This is a genomic window from Cellulomonas sp. ICMP 17802 (assembly GCF_041295535.1).
Classification (GTDB): Bacteria; Actinomycetota; Actinomycetes; order Actinomycetales; family Cellulomonadaceae; genus Cellulomonas.
In genome coordinates, this window is the sequence record NZ_JBGFQZ010000030.1 from 21,340 (window position 1) to 45,129 (window position 23,790).

Genomic DNA, 23,790 nt, shown 5'->3' on the forward strand with positions numbered 1-23,790 from the left:
CTTCGGTCACGATCAGAGCGGGCGGACGCTCTCGGCCTGGGGGCCCTTGGCGCCCTGCGTGATCTCGAACTCGACGCGCTGGCCCTCGTCGAGGCTGCGGTAGCCCGAGGAGTCGATCGCGGAGTAGTGGACGAAGACGTCGGCGCCGCCGCCGTCCTGGGCGATGAACCCGTAGCCCTTCTCAGCGTTGAACCACTTGACAGCACCCTGTGCCATGTTCGTTTCCTTCTGTCCCACCGGTGACGGCGCTGGCCTTCTGCCTGCACCGTGCCGCAATGCCTCACGTCCTGCACCGGGTGGCCCAGCCGAGAACGACTGGTCGGAACCGACCCCCGGGCGATGGCCCAGGTGACGACGCCGGTCAAGCGAGTACGTCACTGCAACCCGTGCATCTTTACATCGGCCCCCCGCGCCGCGCCACGGTTTCGCTCCTCCGGCGCACACGCTTTGACAACGATCTGGTAAAGGCGCGGTCTCAGATCGTGGGACCGTCGTCGCCCTGCTGGGCCAGGAAGCGCTCGAACTCGGCGCCCAGCTCGTCCGCTGTCGGCAGGTCGGTCGACCCCGCCAGCAGGCTGGTCCGGCCGATGTTGCGCGTGAACGCGTCGTACTGCTCCTCGAGCGCGTGCACCACCGCGGCGACGTCGTCGGAGCCGGAGACCTGCCGCTCGATCTCGTGCATGGCCTCGTCCGCGGCGGCCGTGAGCCCCGCGACCTGCAGGTCCAGGCCGGTCGCGCGCTCGACGTTGGTCAGCGCGGCCTGGCTGGCCGACGGGAACGCCGACTGCGCCAGGTAGTGCGGCACGTGCACCGCGAAGCCCACCGCGTCGTGCCCCGACTGCCCGAGCCGCAGCTCCAGCAGCGCGCTGGCGCTGGCCGGCACCTGCACCGTGCCGAACCACGACGTGTGGTCGGCCACCAGCTCGGGCCGCGTGGCGTGGGCGGTGACCGACAGCGGGCGGGTGTGCGGGATGCCCATGGGGATGCCGTGCACGCCGACCGTCAGGGGCACGTCGAAGCGCTCGACGATCTGCCGCACGGCCGCCACGTAGCGCTCCCACTGCACGTCCGGCTCGACGCCGTGCAGCAGCAGGAAGGGCACGCCGGCGGCGTCCTGCACCAGGTCGACCACGAGCTCGGGCTCGGTGTACGACGCCCACGTCGTCTGGTCGAACGTCATGAGGGGGCGGCGCGACCGGTAGTCCAGCAGCTGGTCCACGTCGAACGTGGCCAGGCGGGTGGTCGGCAGCTCGTCGACCAGGTGCTCGGCGGCCAGCTGGCCGGCGTTGCCTGCGTCCACGAACCCGCGTACCGCGTGCACGAGGACGGGTCCGACGCCGTTGACCGTCCGCGCCTCGACCTGAGCGGCGACCTCGGGGTCGACGTCGTAGATCTCGCTCGGGTTCAGCATGGGTGTGCGCTCACTTCCGTCCGGGTTACCGGGACAACGCCCACCCCGCGCGAGTTCTTCCCGGGCGGTCGGTCAGCGGCCGGGCAGCCGGACGACCTCGACGAAGAACTCGTCGATCTGCCGCACGACCTCGATGAACCGGTCGAAGTCCACCGGCTTGGTCACGTACGCGTTCGCGTGCAGCGAGTAGCTGCGCACGACGTCCTCCTCGGCCTCCGACGTGGTCAGGACCACCACGGGGATCGAGCGCAGCGCGGCGTCCGCCTTGAGGGCCTGCAGGACCTCGCGGCCGTCCATGCGCGGCAGGTTCAGGTCGAGCAGGATCAGGTCCGGCGTCGGGGCGTCGACGTGCTCGCCCTCCTTGCGCAGGAAGTCCAGGGCGCTCACGCCGTCGGAGACCACCGAGAGCCGGTTGCGCAGCTTGTTGTCCTCGAACGCCTCGCGGGTCATGAGCACGTCGCCCGGGTCGTCCTCGACCAGGAGGACGTCGATGATCTTGGTGCTGTTCGGCACGCGGTTCTCCTTCAGAGGGCTCGGTCGTCGGCAGCGGGCAGCGTCCAGCGGATGCTGGTGCCCTCGCCCTCGGGCTGCTCGATCCAGATGCGACCGCCGTGGAACTCGACGATCTTCTTGCACAACGAGAGACCGATCCCGGTGCCCTCGTAGACGTCCTTGGCATGCAGTCGCTGGAAGATGACGAACACCCGGTCCGCGTACTGCGGGTCGATCCCGATGCCGTTGTCTCGACACTCGAGCTCCCAGAAGTCTCCCACGCGGCGTGCGCCGAGGTGGACCGTGGGCGGCCGCGACGGGTCGCGGAACTTGATGGCGTTGCCGACGACGTTCTGGAACAGCTGGACCAGCAGGGGCGCCTCGCCGCGCACCACCGGGAGCTCGTCGTGCGTCACCACGGCGCCGGACTCGGCGACCGCCTCGCTGAGGTTGTCGACGCCGTCCGCGAGCGCCTCCCCGAGGTCCACGTCGGTCACCTCGCCGCCCACGCGTCCGACGCGCGAGAAGCCCAGCAGGTCCTGGATCAGCTGCTGCATGCGCTTGGCGCCGTCCACCGCGAACGCGATGTACTGGTCGGCCCGCTCGTCCATCTGCCCGCCGTAGCGCTTCTGCAGCAGCTGCGTGAAGCTCGCGATCTTGCGCAGCGGCTCCTGGAGGTCGTGCGACGCCACGTAGGCGAACTGCTCGAGGTCCCGGTTCGAGCGGCGGAGCTCCTCGGCCTGCTCGGTGAGCAGCGCGTGGGCCGTCTCGATCTCGGCGCGCGACGCCTCGAGGGTGCCGACCTGGTCGACGAGCGCGACCCGCATGCGCTCGACGTCGTCCGCGAGCGCGACGATCTCGCCGGGGCCGATGCCGGCGACGGGGTGCTGGAGGTCCCCCGACGACACCGCGCGCGCGTCGGCGGCCAGGGAGTCGAGCGGCTCGAGGATCCAGCGCCGCAGGGTGACCCACAGGGCGATGCCCAGCGCGACGGCCGCGAGCACCAGCACGACGACCGTGGCCGCGGCGATCCACGTCCACACGCGGAGCTCGTCGAGGGCGTCGGCGCGGCGCTCGCGCAGGAGGTCGGTGTAGCGCTCGGCCGCGACCCGCGCCTGGTCGAACATCACCCGGCCCTGCTCGATCTCGTCCGCCGTCACCGCGTCCGGACCACCGGCCCGGACCTCGGCCATGACGGGGACGGCGAACTCCTCGTTCCACGTGCGGGCCGCGTCGGCGGCGTCCTGGGCGGCCGCGGCGACCTCCCGGTCGCCGCCCGTCTTCGCCTTGGCGGCGAGAGTGCGGAACGACAGGTCGTCGGCGACCGCCCGGTCGTAGGGCTCGAGCGTGATCTGGTCGCCGGTCAGCGCGAAGCCGCGCACGGCCGTCTCGGCGTCGATGAGCTGGATGTAGGCGCCGTCCGCGAGCGTGATGGCGTCGAAGTACGTCTGCGTGACCGCCTCCTGGCGGTCCACCAGCCTGACCAGCACGAACGCCGTGCCGAGCACGAGCACGGCCAGCGAGGCGCCGGCCGCGACGATGACGGTGCGCAAGCGGCGGCGCAGCGTCGAGGGACGCCGCGCGGGCGTCGGGACAACGCTCACGCAGACCATCCGAGGACGACGACCGCCGCGTCGTCGACCAGGTCGCCGCCGTGCAGCGCGCGCACGTCGTGCAGGACGCGGTCGACCAGGTCCTCGCGGGAGGCCAGGGCGCCGTCGACGATGCGCAGCAGGCCGGTCTTGCCGACCCGGTCCGAGCCGCCGGCGATGGTGGCCTCGAGGACGCCGTCCGTGTACAGGAGGATGCGCCACGACGCCTCGAGCTCGAGCCGCACGGGCTCCCAGCCCCCGGGCACCGGGATGCCCAGCGCGCGCCCGCGGCCGTGCGTCGGCAGCAGCTTCGACGGGGTGCCGAGCAGCAGCGGGACGGGGTGCCCGGCGAGGTAGAGGTCGACGGAGGTACGGTCGGCCGCGACGTCCAGCATGGACACCGTGGTGAACACCTCGGGGCGCGCCCGCTCGGACACCAGCACGCGCTCGAGCAGCCCGAGGATCTGGACCGTCGGCACCTCCGCCAGCACGAGCGTGCGCCACGCGGTGCGCAGGGTGGCGCCGAGCGCGGCCTCGTCGGGACCGTGCCCGCAGACGTCGCCGACGAGGGCGAGCACCGAGCCGTCGGCGCGCTCGACCACGTCGTAGAAGTCGCCGCCGAGGACGCCGTCGCGGCCCGCGCGGTAGCCGACCCGCACCTCGAGGTGCTGGTCCAGCACCGACGGCGTGGGCAGCAGCGCACGCTCGAGCCGGTTGACCTCCTCGGCCCGGATCAGGCTGCGGTACAGGGCACGGTCGGTGTCCTCGAGCCGGCGGCGCTGGATGGCGTACCGGACCGACCTCCCGAGCAGCTCGCCGTCGACCTCGCCCTTGACCAGGTAGTCCTGGGCGCCGGCGGCCACGGCCGCGAGCCCGACGTCGGTGCCGGCCAGCCCGGTGAGCACGACCACGGCCGGGGCCCCGGCGGCGAGCAGCCGCTCGAGGGCCGCGATGCCCATGGCGTCGGGCAGGCCCAGGTCGAGCAGCACGAGGTCCGCGTCCAGCCGGTCGATCGCCTCGTCGAGCGTGCGCACCCACGACAGGTCGACATCGAGGCCGGCGTCGTCCAGGTGCTCGCGCACCAGGACCGCGTCGCCCTCGTCGTCCTCCACGAGCAGGAGGCGGATCGGGGTACCGCCGACCGCGACGTCCGGACGCGCGGCGTCCAGCGCGGTGCGTACCTCGCTCAACGGGCCTCCTCCCGAGCAGTGCGCCTGCCTTTGCTCGACAGAACATCCGAAGCGTAGGGGCCCGGACGCGGGCCCGCGCGCCATCTCACCCGCTCCCCGCGCGACCCACCCGCACGGACGTGTGCGCCGGGGCGCCGGACAACGGATAATGGACGGCCGCTCCGCGCGCCGCGCCGTCCCTCGGCGGGTGCAGGAGCGGAGCAACGCACGGCCGGGTCGCCCCGGCGGAACGGAGATCGCCCAGGTGGCAGGCATGGACAACGAGCTGACCGGTGAGCAGCAGGTCGTCGACCAGCTGTACGGGCGGCTCGACGACCTGCGCGCGCAGATGCGGGCCCGGCTCGCGGACGTCCGCCGGGAGGGGCCGTCGGGCTCTCCGCAGAACCGCAGCGAGCGCGACGCGTTCGCCACGCTCTACGAGGACCGGATCGCGCAGCTCGAGGCCGTCGAGGAGCGCCTGGTGTTCGGCCGGCTGGACCTGCAGGACGACTCGCGCCGCTACATCGGCCGCCTCGGGCTGACGGACGAGGAGCAGTCGCAGCTGCTCACCGACTGGCGGGCCCCCGCGGCGCAGGCGTTCTACCGCGCCACCGCCGCCCACCCCGACGGCGTCGTCCGCCGGCGCCACGTGGTGACGCGGGGCCGCACGGTCACCAGCGTCGAGGACGAGGTGCTCGACCTGGACCTGCTGAGCGAGGACTCCGACGCGCGCCTCAGCGGGCTGTCGGGCGAGGGTGCGCTGCTGGCGGGCCTCGCCGCGGGCCGCACGGGCCGCATGGGCGACATCGTCGCCACGATCCAGGGCGAGCAGGACGCGATCATCCGCTCCGAGCTGGGCGGCGCGCTCGTCGTGCAGGGCGGTCCCGGCACCGGCAAGACCGCCGTGGCGCTGCACCGCGCCGCCTACCTCCTGTACGCGCACCGCCGCATGCTCGAGCGCTCGGGCGTCCTGCTCGTCGGCCCCAGCCGCACGTTCCTGCGGTACATCGACCAGGTGCTGCCGTCGCTCGGTGAGACGGGCGTCGTCACGACGACCGTGGCGGAGCTCTACCCGGGCATCCAGGCGACCGCGACCGAGGACGAGGCCGTCGCCGAGCTCAAGGGCCGCGCGCTGTGGGGCGGCGTCATCGCCCGCGCCGTGCGCGACCGCGAGCGGATCCCCGCGCAGCCCGTCCACGTGCGGGTCGACGGCCACGACCTGGTGATCCGGCCGAGCGACATCGCGTCGGCCATGGCCCGCGCCCGGCGCAACCACAAGCCGCACAACCAGGCCCGGGTCTCGTTCGTGCGCGACATGCTGGGCCGCCTCGCCGAGCAGTACGTGCTGCAGCTGGGCGGGGACGTGCCGTCGGACGAGCGGGGCGAGATCGTCGAGGAGCTGCGCACCACGCGCGAGATCCGCGTGGCGCTCAACCTGGCCTGGATGCCGATCACGCCGCAGAAGCTGGTCGCCGACCTGTGGTCCAAGCCGCACCGGCTCGCGTCCGCCGCCCCGCAGCTCACGCCGCGGGAGCGGGCGATGCTCGTCCGCGACGCCGACGCTCCGTGGACCCCCGCCGATGTCCCGCTGCTCGACGAGGCGGCGGAGCTGCTGGGCGAGGACGACCAGGCCGCCCGCGCCGAGGCCCGGGCCGCCTCCGAGCGCCGGGCGTCCGAGCTGGCGTACGCCCGGCAGGTGCTCGAGTCGACCGGCAGCAGCGGCATGGTGTCCGCCGAGATGCTGGCCGACCGGTTCGCCGTGACCGGCCCGACGCTGACCACCGCCGAGCGCGCCGCCGCGGACCGCTCGTGGACCTACGGCCACGTGGTGGTCGACGAGGCGCAGGAGCTCTCCGCCATGGCGTGGCGCTCGCTGCTGCGTCGGGTGCCCACGAGGTCGCTGACGATCGTGGGCGACGTCGCCCAGACCACCTCGACGGCCGGCGCGCACAGCTGGGCGGCGCAGCTGGACCCCGTGCTGCGCACGTCGTGGCGGCTCAACGAGCTCACCGTGAACTACCGCACGCCCGCCGAGGTGGCCGACACCGCGCGCCGCGTCGCCGTCGCCGCGAACCTTCCGGTGAGCCCGCTCACGTCGGCGCGCGACGTCGACGACTCCCTCGTCGTCGAGCGCCGGACCGACCTCGTGCTCGCGGTCACCGAGCGCACCGGGAAGCTCGTCGCGGAGGTCACCGACGCGTCCGGCGCCGGCCGCATCGCGGTCATCGCGGTGGACGCCCGGCTCGCGGAGATCGCCGACGCCCTGGGCGCGGCCGGCCTGCGCCCCGCGCTCGGCACCGGGTCGAGCGCCGCGGACCTCGACGCACCCCTCGTCGTGCTGACCCCGCGCGAGGCCAAGGGGCTCGAGTTCGACGTCGTCGTGCTCGTCGAGCCGGCCGAGGTGGGCGAGGCGAGCGCCGGGGACCTCTACGTGTCGATGACCCGGCCGACCCGCGCGCTGCACGTGCTCCACGACCGCCCGCTGCCCGCGGGCTGGGCCGCCGAGGGCTGATCCCGCCGTCTCACGCGTGTCCGAGGGCCGGACCGCTGTGGGCCGCGGCGGCTGTGAGGCGCACCATAGGGGCGTGCTGAAGGCCCTGCTGCTCGAGAACCTCCATCCCCAGGCTCGCTCGATCCTCGAGACGGCCGGCTTCGACGTGACCACCCGCACGGGGGCGCTCGACGAGTCCGAGCTGGTCGAGGCGCTCGACGGCGTGCACCTGCTGGGCATCCGGTCGAAGACGCACGTCACCGCGGAGGTGCTGGCGCAGGCCCCCTCCCTGGTCGCGATCGGCGCCTACTGCATCGGGACCAACCAGATCGACCTCGCCGAGGCCGCCTCCCGCGGCGTCGCGGTGTTCAACGCGCCGTTCTCCAACACGCGCTCGGTGGTGGAGATCGCGATCGCCGACATCATCTCGCTGACGCGCCGGCAGTCCGAGCTGGACCGCGCGATGCACGACGGCATCTGGAACAAGTCGGCCACGGGCGCGCACGAGATCCGCGGCCGCACGCTCGGGATCATCGGCTACGGCAACATCGGCACGCAGCTGTCGGTGCTGGCCGAGAACCTCGGCATGTCGGTCGTGTTCTACGACACGGCCGAGAAGCTCGCGCTGGGCAACGCCCGCCGCATGCACACGCTCGACGAGCTGCTCGAGGCCGCGGACATCGTGACCCTGCACGTCGACGGCCGCAGCGGCAACGCGGGCCTGTTCGGCGCCAAGCAGTTCGCGCAGATGCGGCCCGGTGCGGTGTTCCTCAACCTCTCGCGCGGGTTCGTCGTCGACTACGCGTCCCTGCGCGACGCGATCGTGTCCGGCCACGTGGCCGGCGCCGCCGTGGACGTGTTCCCGGTCGAGCCCAAGCGCAAGGGCGACCCGTTCGAGTCGGAGCTCCGCGGTCTGCCGAACGTCATCCTCACGCCGCACACCGGCGGCTCCACCGAGGAGGCGCAGGAGGCCATCGGGCAGTTCGTGTCCAACAAGGTCCGCGACTACCTGGCCACCGGCTCCACCACGCTGAGCGTCAACGTGCCCAACCTCGCGCTCGAGCAGCAGCCCGGCGTGCACCGGCTGGCCTACCTGCACCGCAACGTCCCCGGCGTGCTGGCCGCGGTCAACGCGACGCTCGCGGAGCACGGCGTGAACATCGAGGGGCAGCTGCTCGCCACGCGCGGGGAGCTGGGCTACGTGGTGACCGACGCCGGCGCGCCCGTCGACGCCGCGGTGGTCGACGCGCTCTCGTCGCGGCCCGAGTCGGTGCGGCTGCGCCTGCTGTCCTGACCGTCGGTGTGCGGAAGGGCCCGACCACCTGCGTGGTCGGGCCCTTCTGCCGTCGGTGTCAGGCGGAGCCGGACTTGCGCTGGAAGCGACGCTGCGACGGTCCGGCGGTCTCGGAGCCGTGCACCTGACCGGTGTTGGCCGAGCCGTCCGCGGTCCTGTGCTGGTTCGACTTCTTGCGCTCGAGCGCCTCGCGGAACTTCGCCTTCGTGTCGTCGCTCACCGCCGCCTCCGTGGTCGCCGTCTCGTCATCCTTCGCCATGGCGTCTCCTCCGATGCGGTGCTCTGTGCCGACGGACGTCTGCGCCCGCGACCTGCCCAGCCTACGGACTCGAACCCCGGGCGCCACCTCTTCTGGCGGCCGGTAGCGTCGGCTCCGTGCCCGATGCCGACAAACTCCCCCACCGCCGGGCGGGCGGCCTCTCCTGGCCCATGGTCTCGCTCGGCCTCTGGCAGAACTTCGGCGCGGCGACCCCGTTCGACGACCAGCGCCGGCTCGTCCTGCACGCGGTCGACCGGGGCGTGGTGCACCTGGACCTGGCCAACAACTACGGCCCGCCGCCCTTCGCCGCCGAGGAGTCCGTGGGCCGCCTCCTGGCGCGCGAGCTGCGCGGGCACCGCGACGAGCTGCTGCTGACCACCAAGGCGGGCTACCGGGCGTGGCCGGGGCCGTACGGCGAGCACGGCTCCGCCAAGTACCTGCGCGCGTCCCTCGACGAGTCGCTGCGGCGGCTCGGGCTGGACAGCGTCGACGTGTTCTACAGCCACCGGTTCGACCCGACCACGCCGCTCGAGGAGACGATTGGCGCGCTCGACCGCGCCGTGCGGTCCGGCAAGGCGCGGCACGCCGGCATCTCGTCGTACTCGGCCGACCGGACCGTCGCGGCCCTCGCCGTCGCGCAGTCCCTCGGCCTGCGGCTCGCCGTGCACCAGCCCGCCTACTCGATCCTCAACCGCTGGATCGAGCGGCCGGGGGCCGACGGCCGGTCCCTGCTCGACGTCGCGGGCGACGGGGACCTGGCCGTCGTGGCGTTCTCGCCGCTGGCCCAGGGCATGCTCAGCGCGCGCTACCTGCACGGCGTCCCGGCCGACTCCCGCGCCGCGCGCGGCGGCCCCCTGCGTACCGAGTGGCTCACCGACGAGGTGCTCGACCACGTACGCGCCCTCGACCGGATCGCCCGGGAGGGCGGTCGGACGCTCCCCCAGCTCGCGCTCGCGTGGGTGCTGCGGGACCCGCGGGTCACGTCGGTGCTGGTCGGTGCGCGGACCACCGACCAGCTCGACGAGAACCTCGCCGCCGTCGCGCTGCCCCCGCTCACCGACGACGAGGTCGCGACGATCGAGCCGCACGCCGTCGACGCCGGGATCAACCTGTGGGGCGTGCGCTCGAGCGACCGGTAGGTCAGCCGCCCACGGGCAGGTGCGTGGACCACCACCGCAGCACGTGCTCGAACCGGGCGCGGCGGTGCTTCGGGTTGCCGGACCGGGACAGCTCGTGACCCTCGCCCGGGAACAGCAGCAGCTCGGCCTCGACCCCCCGCCGCTTGAGCTCGACGAACCACCGCTGGCCCTGCTCCACCGGGCAGCGCCAGTCCTGCTCGGAGTGGATCACGAGGGTCGGCGTGCGGACCGCCCCGACGTGGGCCATGGGCGACTGGGCGGCGACCGCGACCGCGCCCTGCTCGTCCGCGGCGTCGCCCAGGTAGGCGGTGCCGAAGAACCAGCCGATGTCGCTGGACCCCACGAAGCTCACCGGGTCGAGGAAGCCGCGCTCGACGATCGCCGCGGCGAACCGGTCCGTCCGCGTGGTCAGCCACGCGGTCAGGTAGCCGCCGTACGAGCCGCCCATCACCCCGACGCGCTCGCCGTCCAGCGCCGGGTCCTGCAGCGCGGCGGACAGCAGGGCCAGCACGTCGTCGGTGTCGACCGTGCCGAACCCGCCCTGGATGGCCAGCCCGTGCGCCCGCCCGTAGCCGGAGGACCCGCGCGGGTTGCCGAAGACCACCGCGTACCCGGCCTCGGCCAGCACCTGCACCTCGTCGAACAGTCCGTGCGTGTACTGCGCGAACGGGCCGCCGTGGATCATGAGGATCGTCGGGTGGGGGCCGGCGCCGAACCGCTCCGGGTCCGGCGTGACCACCCAGCCGTGCACCTCGTAGCCGTCGGGCGCGGTGGCCAGCAGCTCGGCCGGGACGCGCACGCGGCCGGTCTCGCGCAGCGGGCCCGACAGGTCGGTGCGCGCCTCGACGGCCCCCGTGCCCAGGTCGACCGCGAGGACCTCGCCCGACGACGTGGGAGACCCGGCGGTCACGACGACCCGCCCGGGAGCCGCCGCCGCGCCCGAGACCACGGACGTGCCGCCGACCAGCGTGGTCGCCGTGCCGTCGTCGTGGAGCCGGACCAGGTGCTGGGCACCCCGCCGCTCCACGCCGACCACCGGGTCGCCGTGCACCTCGACCAGGACGCCGGTCAGCTGGTCGTCGTCCAGGTCGGTGAGCCGCTCGGGGGTGGCACCCTCGACGCCCAGCGGGAGGCGGAACAGCCCCACCTGCGCGGCGACGAAGTCGCGGCCGGTCGACCCCAGGTCGCCGGCGAGCAGCCACAGCGTGCTCCCGTCCGCCGACGGCAGGACCGCCTCGACGCCGAGCGTGCTGCCGGCGTCGGCGTCGGTGAGGGCCACCGGCGCCGCGGGGTCGCCGTCCGGAGCGGCGGCGACCAGCACCGCGTCGCTGCGCAGGTCGTCCTCGCGCGACGCGTGCCGGGAGGAGACGCCGACGAGGGCCTCGCCCGACGGCAGCCACCGCGCACCCGCCACGCCGACCGGCCCGGCGGTCAGCGCCACCGGCTCGGGGACCGACGCCGGCCGCTCGCCATCGGTGGGCACGTCGACGACGAACACGTGCTGCGGCCGGTCCCGCACGAACCCGATGCCGTCCGCGCGGTACTTCAGCTCCGTGATGTGCCGCGGGTCCTCCGACCCGGGCTTGCCGTCCGCGTCGTACCGGCCCGGCTCGGGCACCCGGGCCGTGTAGGCGATCCGGGTGCCGTCCGGCGAGAACCGCGGCTCCGCGGCGCCCAGCGGCGCGTCGGTCAGCCGGAACGGCTCGCCCCCGGCGGACTCGACGACGTGGACCTGCGGCTTGCCCTCGGGCTCCGACCGCAGGAACGCCACCCACCGACCGTCCGGCGACACGTCCGGCGCGGTGTCGAGGTGGCCCCGGGTCAGCGGCCGGGGCGGCTGGTCGCCGACGAGGTCGACGGACCAGAGGTGGCCCGTGTACTCGTCGCCCGTGAGGTCGGGGCGGACGACCGAGACGATGGCGCGGCTGCCGTCGGGCAGGACGGCGGGCGCGCCGGGGACGTGGAGGAGCTCGAGGTCGGTAGGAAGCACCCGACGAACCTACGTGCTGTCGCCGCGCGACGCCCAACCCGTATCAGCTGGTGCGAGCGCCCTCGTCGGCGGGCTCCGCGACTGCCTCGGCGCCCTCGTGGGCGGCGCCGTCGTCGTCGGCGTCGCCGTCGTCCTCGCGCTCCGCCCGCAGGACCGTGATCGCCGCCTCGAAGTCCTCGAGCGAGTCGAAGGCCTGGTAGACGCTGGCGAAGCGCAGGTAGGCGACCTCGTCGAGCTCGCGCAGGGGCCCCAGGATGGCGAGGCCGATCTCGTAGGCGTCGATCTCCGCCGAGCCCGCGCCGCGCAGCGTCTCCTCGACCTTCTGCGCCAGGAGCGCGAGGTCGTCCTCGCTGACCGGCCGTCCCTGGCACGCCTTGCGCACGCCGCCCGCGATCTTCTCGCGGCTGAACGGCTCGGTGGCACCGGAGCGCTTGACGACCGAGAGGCTCGCGGTCTCCACCGTGGTGAAGCGCCGGTTGCAGTGCGGGCACTGGCGGCGACGCCGGATGGTCGACCCGTCGTCCGAGGTGCGCGAGTCCACGACCCGCGAGTCCGGGTGACGGCAGAACGGACAGTGCACCGTGATCCCCTTCGAGCTGGCGCGCCGGGCCGGGACGTCGACCCGCGGCGGTGGCGTCTCGAGAACGCCTCCGTGACGCTAGGCCACGCCCCCCAGCGGTGCAAGGCCCCTCGCCGTGGGCGAACGACCAGCCCGAACCTCGCACGACGGGCCGCCCGGCCAACACCACCGCGAGCCGTGCTCACCCGCGGTCGGGGTCCACCCTCGCCGGCACTACCCGGCCGGCACCACGATGACCTGCCCGGCCATCAGGCCGGAGTCGGGGAGCTCGTTCAGGCGCACGAGGTCGAACACCACGTCCCGGACGTCGTCGGACGGCCCGGCGACGGTCTCCGCGATCTGCCACATCGTCTCCCCCGGCTGGACCACGTGCCGCACGACCTCCTGCGCACCGGCCGGGCCGTCGGCGGCGGCGCGGCTGCCGAGCAGCGTGACGAGCGCGACGAGGCTCGCGGCGAGGACCCAGAGCACGACGCGACCCCGGGTGGTGAGCCGCAGGTGCGCGCTCGCCGCCGGACGCGCCTCGGCCCGGCGGTCGGCGACCGACCCCGCGCCGACCGCGCGCAGGCCCTCAGCTCGGCGGCCCACCGTCCGGGCGCTCGAGGTCGAGATCCTCGGCATCGCCGGTCCCATCACCATCGCGCTCATCACGTCTCTCGTTCCTGCTCGGCCCGGTGGCCCGGGGTGGTGCTGATCGTCGAACGCCTGTTCGTCGAACGTCTGTACGATGTCTACCAGCATCCACCGACACTGTCGAGACACGATCGAACAGATGTTTGATCTTCGGTCCCGACATCCCTAGGCTGGCGATGCAGGCAAAGCGCACCACGAGCCACTGACACGACCGCGGGCAGCACCCGTCGGCGCAGGTCAGGGGCCTGTGGGACGGGGAGCTCGAGCAGCAGAGCAGCAGCAGTGCCGTGGCGGATCAGGCCGAGAGGCGGCCGCCGGACCGAGGAGGAGCGCAGTGACGGACTCACGGGACACGTCCCAGCCCGAGAAGGACCTGGCGACGGTCCACGCGCTGCCGGACGGCGCGCCGGGCCCGGACGGCCTCACGGCGCGCCAGCGGCTCGTGCTCGACACCATCCGGTCGTCCGTCGAGTCCCGCGGCTACCCGCCGAGCATGCGCGAGATCGGCGAGGCCGTCGGCCTCACCAGCCCGTCGAGCGTCAAGCACCAGCTCACCGCGCTCGAGCGCAAGGGCTACCTGCGGCGCGACCCCAACCGCCCGCGGGCCATCGAGGTCGTGCACGCGGACGACTCGCGCGGCGTGGGCACCTGGACCGCCCCGGACGGCAGCCGGTCGAGCTTCCCCGACCAGGCGGACGGCGAGCGCATGCCGGCGCCGTCGTACGTGCCGGTCGTCGGCAGGATCGCGGCGGGCGGGCCGATCCTCGCGGAGCAGGTGGTCGAGGACGTGTTCCCGCTCCCCCGCCAGCTCGTGGGCGACGGCGACCTCTTCCTGCTCAAGGTCAGCGGCGACTCCATGATCGACGCGGCGATCTGCGACGGCGACTGGGTCGTGGTCCGTCGCCAGCCGGTGGCGGAGAACGGCGAGATCGTGGCGGCCATGATCGACGGCGAGGCGACGGTCAAGACGCTCAAGCGCATCGACGGCCACGTGTGGCTGATGCCGCACAACCCGGCGTACTCGCCCATCCCCGGCGACGAGTCCACGGTCCTCGGCCGCGTCGTCAGCGTGCTGCGCAGCCTCTGACGCCTGCGGACGCACCGCGGGGGACGCCGGACGGCACCGGACACGGTGCCGTCCGGCGCGCCGGGCTCAGAACCCGAACTGCCGCGCCACCGAGCGCACGGCGTCCGCGGAGCTCCGCAGGCCGGCCAGCTCGTCGTCCGAGAGGGGCACGGGCAGCCGCTTGCCGACGCCGAGCGCCCCGACGATCGCCGGGACGGAGAGGCAGACGTCGCTGATCCCGTAGTAGTCGTCCAGCAGCGACGAGACGGGCAGCACCCGGCCCTCGTCCTTGAGCACGGCCTCGATGATGCGGGAACCCGCCAGGGCCACCGCGTAGTTGGTCGCCCCCTTGCCCTCGATGATCCGGTACGCGGAGCCGACCACCTCGGCGGCGATGTGCTCGCGCACCTCGGGGGTGAACGACGAGCCGCCCGGGCCGGTCCACTCGAGCAGCGGGACCGAGCCGATGCTCGCGGAGCCCCACAGCGGCAGCTCGGTGTCGCCGTGCTCCCCCGCGATGTACGCGTGCACGTTCTGCACCGCGACACCCGTGTGCTGCGCGATGAGGTACCGCAGGCGCGACGAGTCGAGCACCGTGCCGGACCCGAACAGCTGGGTGGGCGGCAGGCCCGAGATCTGCAGGGCGGCGTAGGTGACGACGTCGACCGGGTTGGTCACCATGACGTACACCGCGTCGGGCGCGACGTCGACGAGCGCCGGGAGCACCTTGCGGACCAGGCCGATCGTGGCCTCCGCGAGGTCGAGCCGGGACTGCCCGGGCTTCTGCTTGGCGCCCGCCGTGAACATCACGATGTCCGCGTCGGCGCACACGGCGATGTCGTCGGACCCCACCACCTGGGCCATGGGCATGAACTGGATGCCGTGCCCGAGGTCGAGCGCCTCGGCCTCGACCTTGGCGGCGTTGATGTCGAACAGCGCCACCGAGCGCGCCGCCCCCCGCATGAGCGCGGCGTAGGCCATGGTCGACCCGACGGCCCCGGCACCCACGATCGCGAGCTTCGACGTGCGACGGGCGGTCCGCGACGGGGCCAGGCCCACGTCCTCCATGTCCAGGCTCTCGGTCATTCCTGGAGGCTATCCGGCCGCAGCGAGCCGCCGCAGCGCCGAGACGGCGACGGCGCGGTCGGTGGTGCGCCAGAAGTCGGGCAGCGACCGCGTGAGGAAGCTGCCGTAGCCGGCGGTCGCGAGCCGGGGGTCGAGCACCGCGACGACGCCCCGGTCCTCGCTGGTCCGGATCAGGCGGCCGGCGCCCTGGGCCAGCAGCAGGGCGGCGTGCGTGGCGGAGACCGCGAGGAAGCCGTTGCCGCCGGCCGCCTCGATCGCGTCCGACCGCGCGGAGCTGACGGGGTCGTCGGGCCGCGGGAACGGGATGCGGTCGATGAGCACCAGCCGGCAGGTCGCACCCGGCACGTCGACGCCCTGCCAGAGCGACAGGGTGCCGAAGAGGCACGTGGGCTCGTCGGCGATGAACTGCGAGACCAGCGTGGGCAGCTGGTCGTCGCCCTGCACCAGGATCGGCACGTCGAGCCGCTCGCGCATGGCGGCCGCGGCGGCGTTGGCGGCACGCCGCGACGAGAACAGCCCGAGCGTGCGCCCGCCCGCGGCGGTGACCAGCTCGGCGATCTCGTCGAGCTGCGCGTCGGTCGCGGGCTCGCGGCCGGGCTTGGGCAGGTGCCGCGCCAGGTAGAGGATCCCCTGCCTGGGGTAGTCGAAGGGGCTGCCGACGTCGAGCCCGTGCCACGGCTGACCGCTGGGGGCCGGCGTCTGCTCCCCGCCCAGCGAGGTCGGTCCCACGGGCTCCGCGTCCGGGCGCACCTCGAGGCCGACCGCGCGCGCGATCGGGTCGAACGAGCCGCCCAGCTCGAGCGTGGCCGATGTGAGCACGCCGGACCGACCCGACAGCAGGTGGGTGCGGATGAGCCCGTTGACGGCCAGCGGGGCCGCGTACAGGCGCGTGAGCATGCCGCCGCGGCGGTCTTCGCTGCGCGAGCACCACAGGACCGTGTGCCGGTTGTCGTCGGGGTCGGCGGCCATCCGGTCGGCCACCTCGTGCAGCGCGAGCATGGTCGCCTGCGCCATCTTGCGACCGCCCTCGGGCGGCGCGTTCGGCCCGGTCTCGGGCTTGAGCACGCTGAGCAGCGCGCGCGAGGCGTCCCGCACGCTCGCCACCGCGTCGCGGGCGGCGGGCGGCAGGCCGTCGCGGAACCGGGCCTCGGGCAGCCCCACCAGCACGGTCGCCAGCGCCTGGCTGGCCGAGTCGAGGTCCGTGGTCGGGATGCCGCCGTGCCGCCGGGCCAGCCGGGCGGCGTGCTCGATGGTGGCGACCGACAGCTCGGACGTGGCCTGCGCCGTCACGCGGTCGGTCAGCTCGTGCGCCTCGTCGACCACCAGCACCTGGTGCTCGGGCAGGACCCCGGGCGACCCCGACGCGGCGATACCGAGCATCGCGTGGTTGGTCACCACGACGTCCGCCTCGCGCGACGCGGCCTTCGCCTTCTCGGGGAAGCACTCGGCGAGCATCGGACACTTGCCGCCCAGGCACTCCAGCGACGTGACGGAGACCTGCCGCCAGGCGCGGTCGGTGACGCCGGGCACCAGGTCGTCGCGGTCTCCGGTGTCCGTCTCGTCGGCCCACTCCCGCAGCCGCAGCACCTGCTCGCCCAGGCTCTCGGACGGTCCGGTCGCCCCCGTCCGGGCCGGCGCCGGGTGCTCGGCCGCGCCCGCGTGCTCGCCCAGGTCGAACAGCGTCCCCGCGTCGTCCTCCGGGTAGCCGCCGGCGACCTTGTGCACGCAGAGGTAGTTGTGCCAGCCCTTGAGCAGCGCGATCGAGGGCGTCCGCGGCAGGTGCGGCTCGAGGGCCTTGGCGACGAGCGGCAGGTCGCGCGTGATGATCTGGCGCTGGAGCGCGAGCGTGGCGGTCGACACGACCACGTGCTCGTTCTCCAGGACGGCATGGCGGAGCGCCGGGACGAGGTAGCCGAGCGACTTGCCCGTGCCCGTGCCGGCCTGCACCAGCAGGTGCTCGCCCTTCTCGATCGTCTCCGCGACGGCGACGGCCATCTGGTGCTGGCCGTCGCGGCGGACACCGCCGAGCGCCTCGACCGCGACGTCGAGCAGCGTCTCGACGGAGGGGTCGGCGTCTGGCACCGCGTCAGCCTAGTGGCGGCCGACGACGCTCACGGACGGTGGGCCGCCGCCTGCAGCTCGGCCGCCAGGCCGGCGTCGACCCGCGCGCGGATGGCCGTCCCGTCGGCCGTGTGGTCCTCGGCCTCGATGTCCCCGTGCTCGTGCACCCGGCTGACCAGGTCGCCCCGGTGGTACGGGACGACGAGGTCGACGGCGACGCCCGGCCGCGGCAGCTGGTCGGCGACCAGCGCCTGCAGCTCGTCGATGCCCTCGCCCGAGTGCGCGGACACGACGATCGAGTGCACCTCGCGCGAGCGCAGGCGGGCGATCGCCTCGGGCGTGGCCAGGTCGGCCTTGTTCAGGACGATGATCTCGGGCACGTCCATGGCGCCCGGGATGTCGGCGAACACGTGCCGGACGGCCGCGATCTGGCCCTCCGGGTCGGGGTGCGAGGCGTCGACGACGTGCAGGATCAGGTCCGCGTCCGCGACCTCCTCCAGCGTGGACCGGAAGGCCTCCACCAGCTGGTGCGGCAGCGCGCGGACGAAGCCGACGGTGTCCGCCAGCGTGTAGATCCGCCCGTCGACGGTCTCGGCGCGCCGGACCGTCGGGTCGAGCGTCGCGAACAGCGCGTTCTCCACCAGCACGCCCGCGTGGGTGAGCCGGTTGAGCAGCGAGGACTTGCCCGCGTTGGTGTAGCCCGCGATGGCCACCGACGGGATGGCGTGCTTCTTGCGCGACGCCCGCTTGGTGACGCGGCCCGGCTCCATCGCGGCGATCTCGCGGCGCAGCTTGGCCATCCGGTTGCGGATCCGCCGCCGGTCGAGCTCGATCTTGGTCTCACCGGGTCCGCGCGAGCCCATGCCGGCCGCGGCGCCGCCGACCTGGCCACCGGCCTGCCGTGACATCGAGTCGCCCCAGCCGCGCAGGCGCGGGAGCAGGTACTCGAGCTGCGCGAGCTCGACCTGCGCCTTGCCCTCCCGGGACTTGGCGTGCTGGGCGAAGATGTCGAGGATCAGCGCGGTCCGGTCGATGACCTTGACGCGGACGATGTCCTCCAGCGCGCGCCGCTGGGACGGGGCGAGCTCGCCGTCGACGACGACGGTGTCCGCGCCCAGGCTCGCGACCAGCGCGGCCAGCTCGGAGGCCTTGCCCGAGCCGAGGTAGGTGCCCGGGTCCGGCTTCTGCCGGCGCTGGAGCAGCCCGTCGAGCACCTCGGAGCCCGCCGTCTCGGCCAGGGCCGCGAGCTCGCGCAGGGAGATCTCCGCGTCGGTCACGGTGCCGGAGCCCCAGACGCCGACGAGCACGACCTTCTCCAGCCGCAGCTGCCGGTACTCGACCTCGGTGACGTCCTCGAGCTCGGTGGACAGGCCCGCCACGCGGCGCAGCGAGGTGCGCTCCTCGAGCTCCAGCTGGTCGCCGTCGTAGGACGAGTGCACCGTCCCGCCGGCGTGCAGCGAGGTCCCCGCCCTGGCGAGCACCCGGGCCACGACGTCGTCGGCCACCTGCTGCGCGGAGCGCGTGAGCGTGGTGTCGTCGTCGGTCTCGCGGGTGAGGGGCTGCGGGTCGGTCAAGGGGATCCTCTTTCTCGTGCGGTATCTCCAGGGTCGCACGCCGGCTCGGAGGGCGACGAGGTATTTCGCTGCGGGCCGAGCGCGCGCGCGTGGGTATCGTCGGCGCCGTGAGCGAGCCCGACCACTACTTCACCGCCACCCCGGCGTCCCCCGACGAGCGCCGCGTCCTGCGCGTCCACCTGGCGGGCCGGGACGTCGAGGTGGAGACGGCCGGCGGCATCTTCTCCCCCGACCACGTCGACCTGGGCACGCGCGTGCTCCTCGACCACGTGCCGGCTCCCCCGGCCGAGGGCGACCTGCTGGACCTCGGCTGCGGCTGGGGCCCGATCGCCCTGACGCTGGCGCTGGAGTCGCCCGGCGCGCGGGTCTGGGCGGTCGACGTCAACGAGCGCGCGCTCGACCTCACCCGGCGCAACGCCGAGCGGCTCGGCGCGACCAACCTGCACGCGGTGACCCCGGACCGGGTGCCCGAGGACGTCGTCTTCGCCGCCATCTGGTCCAACCCGCCCATCCGGGTGGGCAAGGAGGCCCTGCACGCGATGCTCACGCAGTGGCTCGGGCGGCGGGAGCGGGGCGGCGAGGCGCACCTGGTCGTCGGCAAGAACCTCGGGGCGGACTCGCTCCAGCGCTGGATGGCGGCGGAGCTGGGCGTGGCGGTCGAGCGGACCGCGAGCGCGAAGGGCTTCCGCGTCCTCGCCGTCCGCGACCGATGAGCGACTGGCGGGCCCTGCGCGCCACCACGTGGAGCATGGTCGCGCTCATCTTCATGGTGGCGTTCGAGTCGCTGGCCGTGACGACCGTGATGCCGACGGTCTCCCGCGATCTCGAGGGCGCCTCCCTGTATGCGTTCGCGTTCGCAGGCCCGCTGGCCACGGGCGTGGTCGGGATGGTGGTGGCCGGCCCGTGGAGCGACCGCCGCGGGCCGCGCGCCCCGCTGCTGGTGGCGATCGGCTTGTTCACCGCGGGCATCCTCGTCGCGGGCGCCGCGCCGTCGATGGGCGTCCTGGTGGGCGGGCGGCTGGTCCAGGGCCTGGGCGGCGGCGCGATGACCGTCGCCCTCTACGTCGTGGTGGCCCGGCTCTATCCCGCGATCCTGCACCCGCGGGTGTTCGCCTGGTTCGCCGCCGCCTGGATCGTCCCCTCGCTCGTCGGGCCGGCCGGTGCCGGTGCGGTGGCCCAGCACGCCGGGTGGCGGTGGGTGTTCCTGGGCGTCGCCCTGCTGGTGGTGCCGACCACCCTCGTGCTCGTCCCCGCGCTGCGCCGCATCGGGCCGCCGGGCACGCCGGGCGACGCCGCGCCGCGCGGACGGCTGGCGTGGGCCGGGCTCGCCGCCGTGGCCGTCCTCGGCCTCAACCTCGCCGCGCAGGTGCCGCAGCCGTGGTCGGCGCTCGTCGCCGCGGTCACGGGCGTGGTGGCCGTCGTCGCGCTCCGCGCCGTGGTGCCCGCGGGCACGATGCGCGCCGCGCGCGGCCTGCCCAGCGTGATCGCGACCCGCGGGCTGGTGGCGGGGGCGTTCGTCGGCGCCGAGGTCTACCTGCCGTACCTGCTCACCGAGCGGTACGCGTTCTCGCCCACCACCGCCGGTATCGCCCTCACGCTCGCGGGGATCGCCTGGGCGGGCACGTCGTGGCTGCAGGGTCGGCTCGGGGAGCGGCTGCCGCACCGGACGGCCGTGGTGGTCGGCTCGGCGCTCGTCGTCGTGGCGATCGCCGGCACGCTGGTGACCGCGGCGGCACACCTGCCGGCCGCCGTCGCGATCTCGTCGTGGACGCTCGCCGGGGCCGGGATGGGCCTGGTCTACTCGCGCCTGACCGTCCTGGTGCTGGCGTACTCGGCGCCGGGCAGCCAGGGCGTCAACAGCTCGGCCCTCTCGATCGCCGACTCGATCGGCTCCGCGCTAGCCCTGGCGCTCACGGCGCTGGCGTTCGCCGCGGCCGACGGCGTCCCGTTCGCGGCCGCGCTCTCGGTCGCCGCGCTCTTCGCCCTCGGTGCCGCGCTGGTGGGCCCGCGCGTCGCAGCCCGGCGTCAGGCGGAGCGGGCGACCCCGGACGCGGCCTCGAGCGCCCTGCGCAGCTGAGCCAGCGTCGGCACCCCGGACGCCCGCCGCACGACGGCCCCGCGGGCGTCGAGCACGAGCACGGTCGGGGTGACGTCGATGCCGAGCCGCTCCCCCAGCGCCAGGTGGTCGGCCACGTCGAGGTCGACGTGCGCGACGCCGCTCGTGGTGGCGACGGCCCGCTCGACCACGTACCGGGTGGACCGGCACGGCGCGCAGAAGGTGCTCGAGAACTGGACGACCGTCGCGCGCTCGCCGAGCGGCACGCCGCCCAGGTCGGCGGAGGTCAGGGTGGGCACGGTCACCGTCCGGCGGCGAGGGCCGAGAGGTCGACGTCGGCGGCCGCGACGAGCACCGCGGGACCGGCCAGCTCGACGTGACCGTCCGGCAGCACGCTGACCCGCACGGTCCCGCCCGGCACGTCCACCAGCCAGACGTCGGGAGCCCCGGCACCGGCCCACGTGCGGACCGCGAGCGCCGCCGCGCACGCGCCCGTGCCGCAGGACCGGGTCTCACCCACGCCGCGCTCGTGCACGCGCATGCGCACGCGACCGACCAGCGAGCCGTCGGGCTGCTGCTGCTCGCCCAGCGGGACGACGAGCTCGACGTTGGTGCCGTTCGGCGGGACCGGGGTCACCTGGGGCGCCCGGGTCAGGTCGGCCGCGGTGAGCTCGGCCGCGTCGCTCAGCGCGAGCACGACGTGCGGGTTGCCGACGTCCACGCTCAGCCCGGCGCGGGCGACCGCCAGGCCCGCGACCTCGACCTCGGCGTCCGCACCGGCCCGCACCGCGTCGGTGCCGCCCGGCAGGTGCCAGCGGCCCATGTCGACCGCGTACCAGACGTCGTCGCCGACGCCGGCCGGCACGGGCACCCGGCGGACGCGGCGCACCCCGGCGCGCGTGCCCAGGGCCAGCTCGCCGTCGGAGCCGTCCCACAGGCCGAGCCGCTCCAGGTAGGCCGCGAAGACCCGGACGCCGTTGCCGCACATCTCCGCGACCGAGCCGTCGGCGTTGCGGTAGTCCATGAACCAGCGCGCCGCCGGCTCCTCGGCCAGGACCTCGACGCCCTCCGGCACGAGCTCGCTGGCGACCACCCGGATCACGCCGTCGCCGCCCACGCCCGCGCGCCGGTCCGCCAGCTCCCGGACCAGCGTCGCCGTCAGGTCCACCCGCGCCTCGCGGTCGTCGAGCAGCACGAAGTCGTTCTGCGTGCCGTGACCCTTGGTCACGTGCAGCGTCGGGGCGGCCACGACGGTCATGATCCCAGGCTACGTCGTGGCGCGGGGTCGTCCGTGGCGAGCCCGAGGTCGCCGGCGTCGGCGGCCGCGACCAGCTCGAGGGCGCGCGCCACGACGTCGGGGTCGCGCGCGTCGAGCCAGTGCACCCGCGGGTCCCGGCCGAACCAGCCCATCTGCTTGCGCGCCAGCCGGCGCGTGCCGGCCGCGATCGCCGCCTGCGCCTCGTCAGCCGTGAGCGCGCCGTCGAGCATGGCGAGCACCTCGGCGTAGCCCACCGCGCGGGACGCGGTGCGGCCCAGCCCGTGCGCGCGCAGCCGCTCGACCTCCTCGACCAGCCCCCGCGCCCACATCCGGTCCACGCGCGCCGTGATCCGCTCGTCGAGCACCGCGCGGTCGCAGTCCAGCCCGATCTGCACGGCGGGCACCTCGTACACGTGCTGGGGCAGGCTGGCGGAGTACGGGCGGCCGGTGAGCGCGATGACCTCGAGCGCGCGCACGATCCGTCGGGCGTTGCGCGGGCCGATGCCCTCCGCGGCGAGCGGGTCCGCGGCGACGAGCTCCGCGTGCAGCGCGCGCGCCCCCTCCGCCTCGACCCGCGCCTCGAGCCGGGACCGGACCTCGGGGTCGGTGCCGGGGAACTCCATGTGGTCGAGCAGCGCGCGGACGTACAGCCCCGAGCCCCCGACGGCGACCGCGCGCGCGCCCCGCGACGCGATCTCCCGCAGCGCGGCGCGGGCGCGGGCCTGGTAGTCGGCCACCGAGGCGTCCTCGTGCACGTCGAGGACGTCCAGGAGGTGGTGCGGGACCCCCTGGCGCTCCTCCGGGGTGAGCTTGGCCGTGCCGACGTCCATGCCGCGGTACAGCTGCATCGCGTCGGCGTTGACCACCTCGCCGCCGAGCGCGTGCGCGAGCGCGAGCCCCAGGTCGGACTTGCCCGTCGCCGTCGGCCCGACGAGGGCGACCACGAGGGTCATCGGCGTCAGTCGATCGTCGGCCGGGCCGGGTCGTGGTAGGCGACGGGTGCGGGCGGCTCGGGGCGGAACGGCTGCGTCGCGGCGGCCTCCGGGTACATCTCGTCGAGCTTGGCGAAGAACCGCAGCGCGCTCGCGATCCCCCCGGTCACGTGCAGGTCGAGCTGCTCGTCGGTGACGCCGTGCTCGTAGTCGACGGTGTGCTCGGTGTAGACGGCGACCTGCTCGGCCTCGATGCGGACGTAGAGCTTGGGCCAGACCATGGTCTCGGACCACGAGTTGGCGGCCAGCAGCACGTTGCCGAACTCGGTCGCCTGCACCTGCCGCGCCCACCGGCCGCGCACCTGGAAGTACTCCTTGGCCCGGCCCATGGTGATGAACCAGAACGGGTGCCCGTCCCAGCGGCCCACCAGGTCGCCGTCGTCGTCGCGGCCGTACACCGAGCCCCGCAGGTCGAGCCGCGCGGCGACGCGGTCGATCGTCAGGGGCGGGAGGGCGGGCTCGTGCGCGTCGGAAGACATCGGGACCTCGGGTGTCGGGGGGCGGACAGCGCGACCCTACCCGGCGTCCGGCACGGGCTCCCAGACGGGGTCCCACAGGAGAACCGCGTGCTGCGCGCCCAGCTCGGTGCTGGCGGCGAGCAGGCGGCTGCGCACGGCCGTCGGGCCGACCGCGCCGAGCAGCACCTG

22 protein-coding genes are annotated in these 23,790 nt (G+C 74.4%); 6 read left to right on the plus strand and 16 right to left on the minus strand.

The window, feature by feature from the left end:
* Positions 1-12: 12 nt before the first annotated feature.
* The 5 genes from AB5970_RS16440 to AB5970_RS16460 form a co-directional block, all read right to left on the minus strand.
* Positions 13-216, minus strand: a complete 204-nt coding sequence (locus AB5970_RS16440; protein WP_028049841.1) for a cold-shock protein — start codon at positions 214-216, stop codon at positions 13-15.
* Positions 217-475: 259 nt separating this feature from the next.
* Complete coding sequence (locus AB5970_RS16445; RefSeq protein WP_370505029.1) at positions 476-1,411, minus strand: PAC2 family protein; 936 nt, start codon at positions 1,409-1,411, stop codon at positions 476-478.
* A gap of 72 nt (positions 1,412-1,483) precedes the next feature.
* Positions 1,484-1,861 carry a response regulator gene (locus AB5970_RS16450; RefSeq protein WP_370505048.1) on the minus strand — a complete coding sequence of 126 codons (378 nt, stop codon included), beginning with the start codon at positions 1,859-1,861 and terminating at the stop codon, positions 1,484-1,486.
* A gap of 74 nt (positions 1,862-1,935) precedes the next feature.
* Positions 1,936-3,507, minus strand: coding sequence for a sensor histidine kinase (locus tag AB5970_RS16455; RefSeq protein ID WP_370505030.1), 1,572 nt, complete (start codon positions 3,505-3,507; stop codon positions 1,936-1,938).
* The gene (locus tag AB5970_RS16460) at positions 3,504-4,685 is read right to left on the minus strand and encodes a PP2C family protein-serine/threonine phosphatase (RefSeq protein ID WP_370505031.1); all 1,182 of its coding nucleotides are present in this window, start codon (positions 4,683-4,685) and stop codon (positions 3,504-3,506) included. The genes AB5970_RS16455 and AB5970_RS16460 overlap by 4 nt, the downstream gene beginning before the upstream one ends.
* 253 nt (positions 4,686-4,938) lie before the next feature.
* Here AB5970_RS16460 and AB5970_RS16465 point away from each other — a divergent pair, with 253 nt between their 5' ends.
* Entirely contained in the window at positions 4,939-7,176 is a 2,238-nt protein-coding gene (locus tag AB5970_RS16465) for a HelD family protein (protein WP_370505032.1), read from the plus strand.
* 73 nt (positions 7,177-7,249) lie between these two features.
* Positions 7,250-8,449: a phosphoglycerate dehydrogenase gene (serA, locus tag AB5970_RS16470; RefSeq protein WP_370505033.1), complete on the plus strand. Its 1,200-nt coding sequence runs from the start codon at positions 7,250-7,252 to the stop codon at positions 8,447-8,449.
* A 58-nt stretch (positions 8,450-8,507) separates the two neighbouring features.
* On the opposite strand, the gene AB5970_RS16475 is transcribed toward serA, so the two are convergent.
* Positions 8,508-8,708 (minus strand): DUF5302 domain-containing protein, encoded by a 201-nt coding sequence (locus tag AB5970_RS16475; RefSeq protein ID WP_370505034.1) that lies wholly within the window; start codon positions 8,706-8,708, stop codon positions 8,508-8,510.
* A gap of 116 nt (positions 8,709-8,824) precedes the next feature.
* Between AB5970_RS16475 and AB5970_RS16480 the strand changes: the two genes are divergently transcribed.
* Positions 8,825-9,847, plus strand: a complete 1,023-nt coding sequence (locus AB5970_RS16480) for an aldo/keto reductase (RefSeq protein WP_432205897.1) — start codon at positions 8,825-8,827, stop codon at positions 9,845-9,847.
* Position 9,848: 1 nt separating this feature from the next.
* On the opposite strand, the gene AB5970_RS16485 is transcribed toward AB5970_RS16480, so the two are convergent.
* From AB5970_RS16485 to AB5970_RS16495, 3 genes are all read right to left on the minus strand, one after another.
* Positions 9,849-11,837, minus strand: a complete 1,989-nt coding sequence (locus tag AB5970_RS16485; RefSeq protein WP_370505035.1) for a S9 family peptidase — start codon at positions 11,835-11,837, stop codon at positions 9,849-9,851.
* 43 nt (positions 11,838-11,880) lie between these two features.
* On the minus strand, positions 11,881-12,417 hold the full coding sequence (gene nrdR, locus AB5970_RS16490) for a transcriptional regulator NrdR (RefSeq protein ID WP_370505036.1): 537 nt from the start codon (positions 12,415-12,417) through the stop codon (positions 11,881-11,883).
* A 213-nt stretch (positions 12,418-12,630) separates the two neighbouring features.
* Positions 12,631-13,065: a LysM peptidoglycan-binding domain-containing protein gene (locus AB5970_RS16495; RefSeq protein ID WP_370505037.1), complete on the minus strand. Its 435-nt coding sequence runs from the start codon at positions 13,063-13,065 to the stop codon at positions 12,631-12,633.
* 319 nt (positions 13,066-13,384) lie between these two features.
* Here AB5970_RS16495 and lexA point away from each other — a divergent pair, with 319 nt between their 5' ends.
* Positions 13,385-14,137, plus strand: a complete 753-nt coding sequence (lexA, locus tag AB5970_RS16500; RefSeq protein ID WP_370505038.1) for a transcriptional repressor LexA — start codon at positions 13,385-13,387, stop codon at positions 14,135-14,137.
* Positions 14,138-14,203: 66 nt separating this feature from the next.
* On the opposite strand, the gene AB5970_RS16505 is transcribed toward lexA, so the two are convergent.
* From AB5970_RS16505 to hflX, 3 genes are read right to left on the minus strand one after another with little or no spacing between them, the layout of a single operon-like run.
* The gene (locus AB5970_RS16505) at positions 14,204-15,202 is read right to left on the minus strand and encodes an L-lactate dehydrogenase (RefSeq protein ID WP_370505039.1); all 999 of its coding nucleotides are present in this window, start codon (positions 15,200-15,202) and stop codon (positions 14,204-14,206) included.
* Positions 15,203-15,211: 9 nt separating this feature from the next.
* On the minus strand, positions 15,212-17,284 hold the full coding sequence (locus AB5970_RS16510) for an ATP-dependent DNA helicase (RefSeq protein ID WP_370505040.1): 2,073 nt from the start codon (positions 17,282-17,284) through the stop codon (positions 15,212-15,214).
* Positions 17,285-17,313: 29 nt separating this feature from the next.
* Positions 17,314-18,837 carry a GTPase HflX gene (gene hflX / locus AB5970_RS16515; RefSeq protein WP_370505041.1) on the minus strand — a complete coding sequence of 508 codons (1,524 nt, stop codon included), beginning with the start codon at positions 18,835-18,837 and terminating at the stop codon, positions 17,314-17,316.
* 107 nt (positions 18,838-18,944) lie between these two features.
* On the opposite strand from hflX, the gene AB5970_RS16520 reads away from it, so the two are divergent.
* Both AB5970_RS16520 and AB5970_RS16525 read left to right on the plus strand, forming a co-directional pair.
* A complete protein-coding gene (locus AB5970_RS16520; RefSeq protein WP_370505042.1) occupies positions 18,945-19,550 on the plus strand; it encodes a class I SAM-dependent methyltransferase in 606 nt (201 codons plus the stop codon).
* On the plus strand, positions 19,547-20,914 hold the full coding sequence (locus AB5970_RS16525; RefSeq protein ID WP_370505043.1) for an MFS transporter: 1,368 nt from the start codon (positions 19,547-19,549) through the stop codon (positions 20,912-20,914). The genes AB5970_RS16520 and AB5970_RS16525 overlap by 4 nt, the downstream gene beginning before the upstream one ends.
* Here AB5970_RS16525 and AB5970_RS16530 read toward each other — a convergent pair.
* From AB5970_RS16530 to AB5970_RS16545, 4 genes are read right to left on the minus strand one after another with little or no spacing between them, the layout of a single operon-like run.
* Positions 20,863-21,192 carry a TlpA family protein disulfide reductase gene (locus tag AB5970_RS16530; RefSeq protein ID WP_370505044.1) on the minus strand — a complete coding sequence of 110 codons (330 nt, stop codon included), beginning with the start codon at positions 21,190-21,192 and terminating at the stop codon, positions 20,863-20,865. The genes AB5970_RS16525 and AB5970_RS16530 overlap by 52 nt on opposite strands.
* A 2-nt stretch (positions 21,193-21,194) precedes the next feature.
* Positions 21,195-22,151 (minus strand): diaminopimelate epimerase, encoded by a 957-nt coding sequence (dapF, locus tag AB5970_RS16535; RefSeq protein ID WP_370505045.1) that lies wholly within the window; start codon positions 22,149-22,151, stop codon positions 21,195-21,197.
* A complete protein-coding gene (gene miaA / locus AB5970_RS16540; protein ID WP_370505046.1) occupies positions 22,148-23,104 on the minus strand; it encodes a tRNA (adenosine(37)-N6)-dimethylallyltransferase MiaA in 957 nt (318 codons plus the stop codon). The genes dapF and miaA overlap by 4 nt, the downstream gene beginning before the upstream one ends.
* A 5-nt stretch (positions 23,105-23,109) precedes the next feature.
* Complete coding sequence (locus AB5970_RS16545) at positions 23,110-23,622, minus strand: YbjN domain-containing protein (protein WP_370505047.1); 513 nt, start codon at positions 23,620-23,622, stop codon at positions 23,110-23,112.
* Positions 23,623-23,790 lie beyond the last annotated feature (168 nt).

What these genes read in the sequence shown, in the direction of transcription:
- AB5970_RS16505 (WP_370505039.1), bottom strand. Translation starts at nt 15,202, where the DNA reads ATGACCGAGAGCCTGGACATGGAGGACGTGGGCCTGGCCCCGTCGCGG.
- AB5970_RS16545 (WP_370505047.1), bottom strand. Translation starts at nt 23,622, where the DNA reads ATGTCTTCCGACGCGCACGAGCCCGCCCTCCCGCCCCTGACGATCGAC.
- AB5970_RS16440 (WP_028049841.1), bottom strand. Translation starts at nt 216, where the DNA reads ATGGCACAGGGTGCTGTCAAGTGGTTCAACGCTGAGAAGGGCTACGGG.
- AB5970_RS16495 (WP_370505037.1), bottom strand. Translation starts at nt 13,065, where the DNA reads ATGAGCGCGATGGTGATGGGACCGGCGATGCCGAGGATCTCGACCTCG.
- AB5970_RS16445 (WP_370505029.1), bottom strand. Translation starts at nt 1,411, where the DNA reads ATGCTGAACCCGAGCGAGATCTACGACGTCGACCCCGAGGTCGCCGCT.
- AB5970_RS16475 (WP_370505034.1), bottom strand. Translation starts at nt 8,708, where the DNA reads ATGGCGAAGGATGACGAGACGGCGACCACGGAGGCGGCGGTGAGCGAC.
- AB5970_RS16525 (WP_370505043.1), top strand. Translation starts at nt 19,547, where the DNA reads ATGAGCGACTGGCGGGCCCTGCGCGCCACCACGTGGAGCATGGTCGCG.
- miaA (WP_370505046.1), bottom strand. Translation starts at nt 23,104, where the DNA reads ATGACCCTCGTGGTCGCCCTCGTCGGGCCGACGGCGACGGGCAAGTCC.
- AB5970_RS16450 (WP_370505048.1), bottom strand. Translation starts at nt 1,861, where the DNA reads ATGACCCGCGAGGCGTTCGAGGACAACAAGCTGCGCAACCGGCTCTCG.
- dapF (WP_370505045.1), bottom strand. Translation starts at nt 22,151, where the DNA reads ATGACCGTCGTGGCCGCCCCGACGCTGCACGTGACCAAGGGTCACGGC.
- AB5970_RS16465 (WP_370505032.1), top strand. Translation starts at nt 4,939, where the DNA reads ATGGACAACGAGCTGACCGGTGAGCAGCAGGTCGTCGACCAGCTGTAC.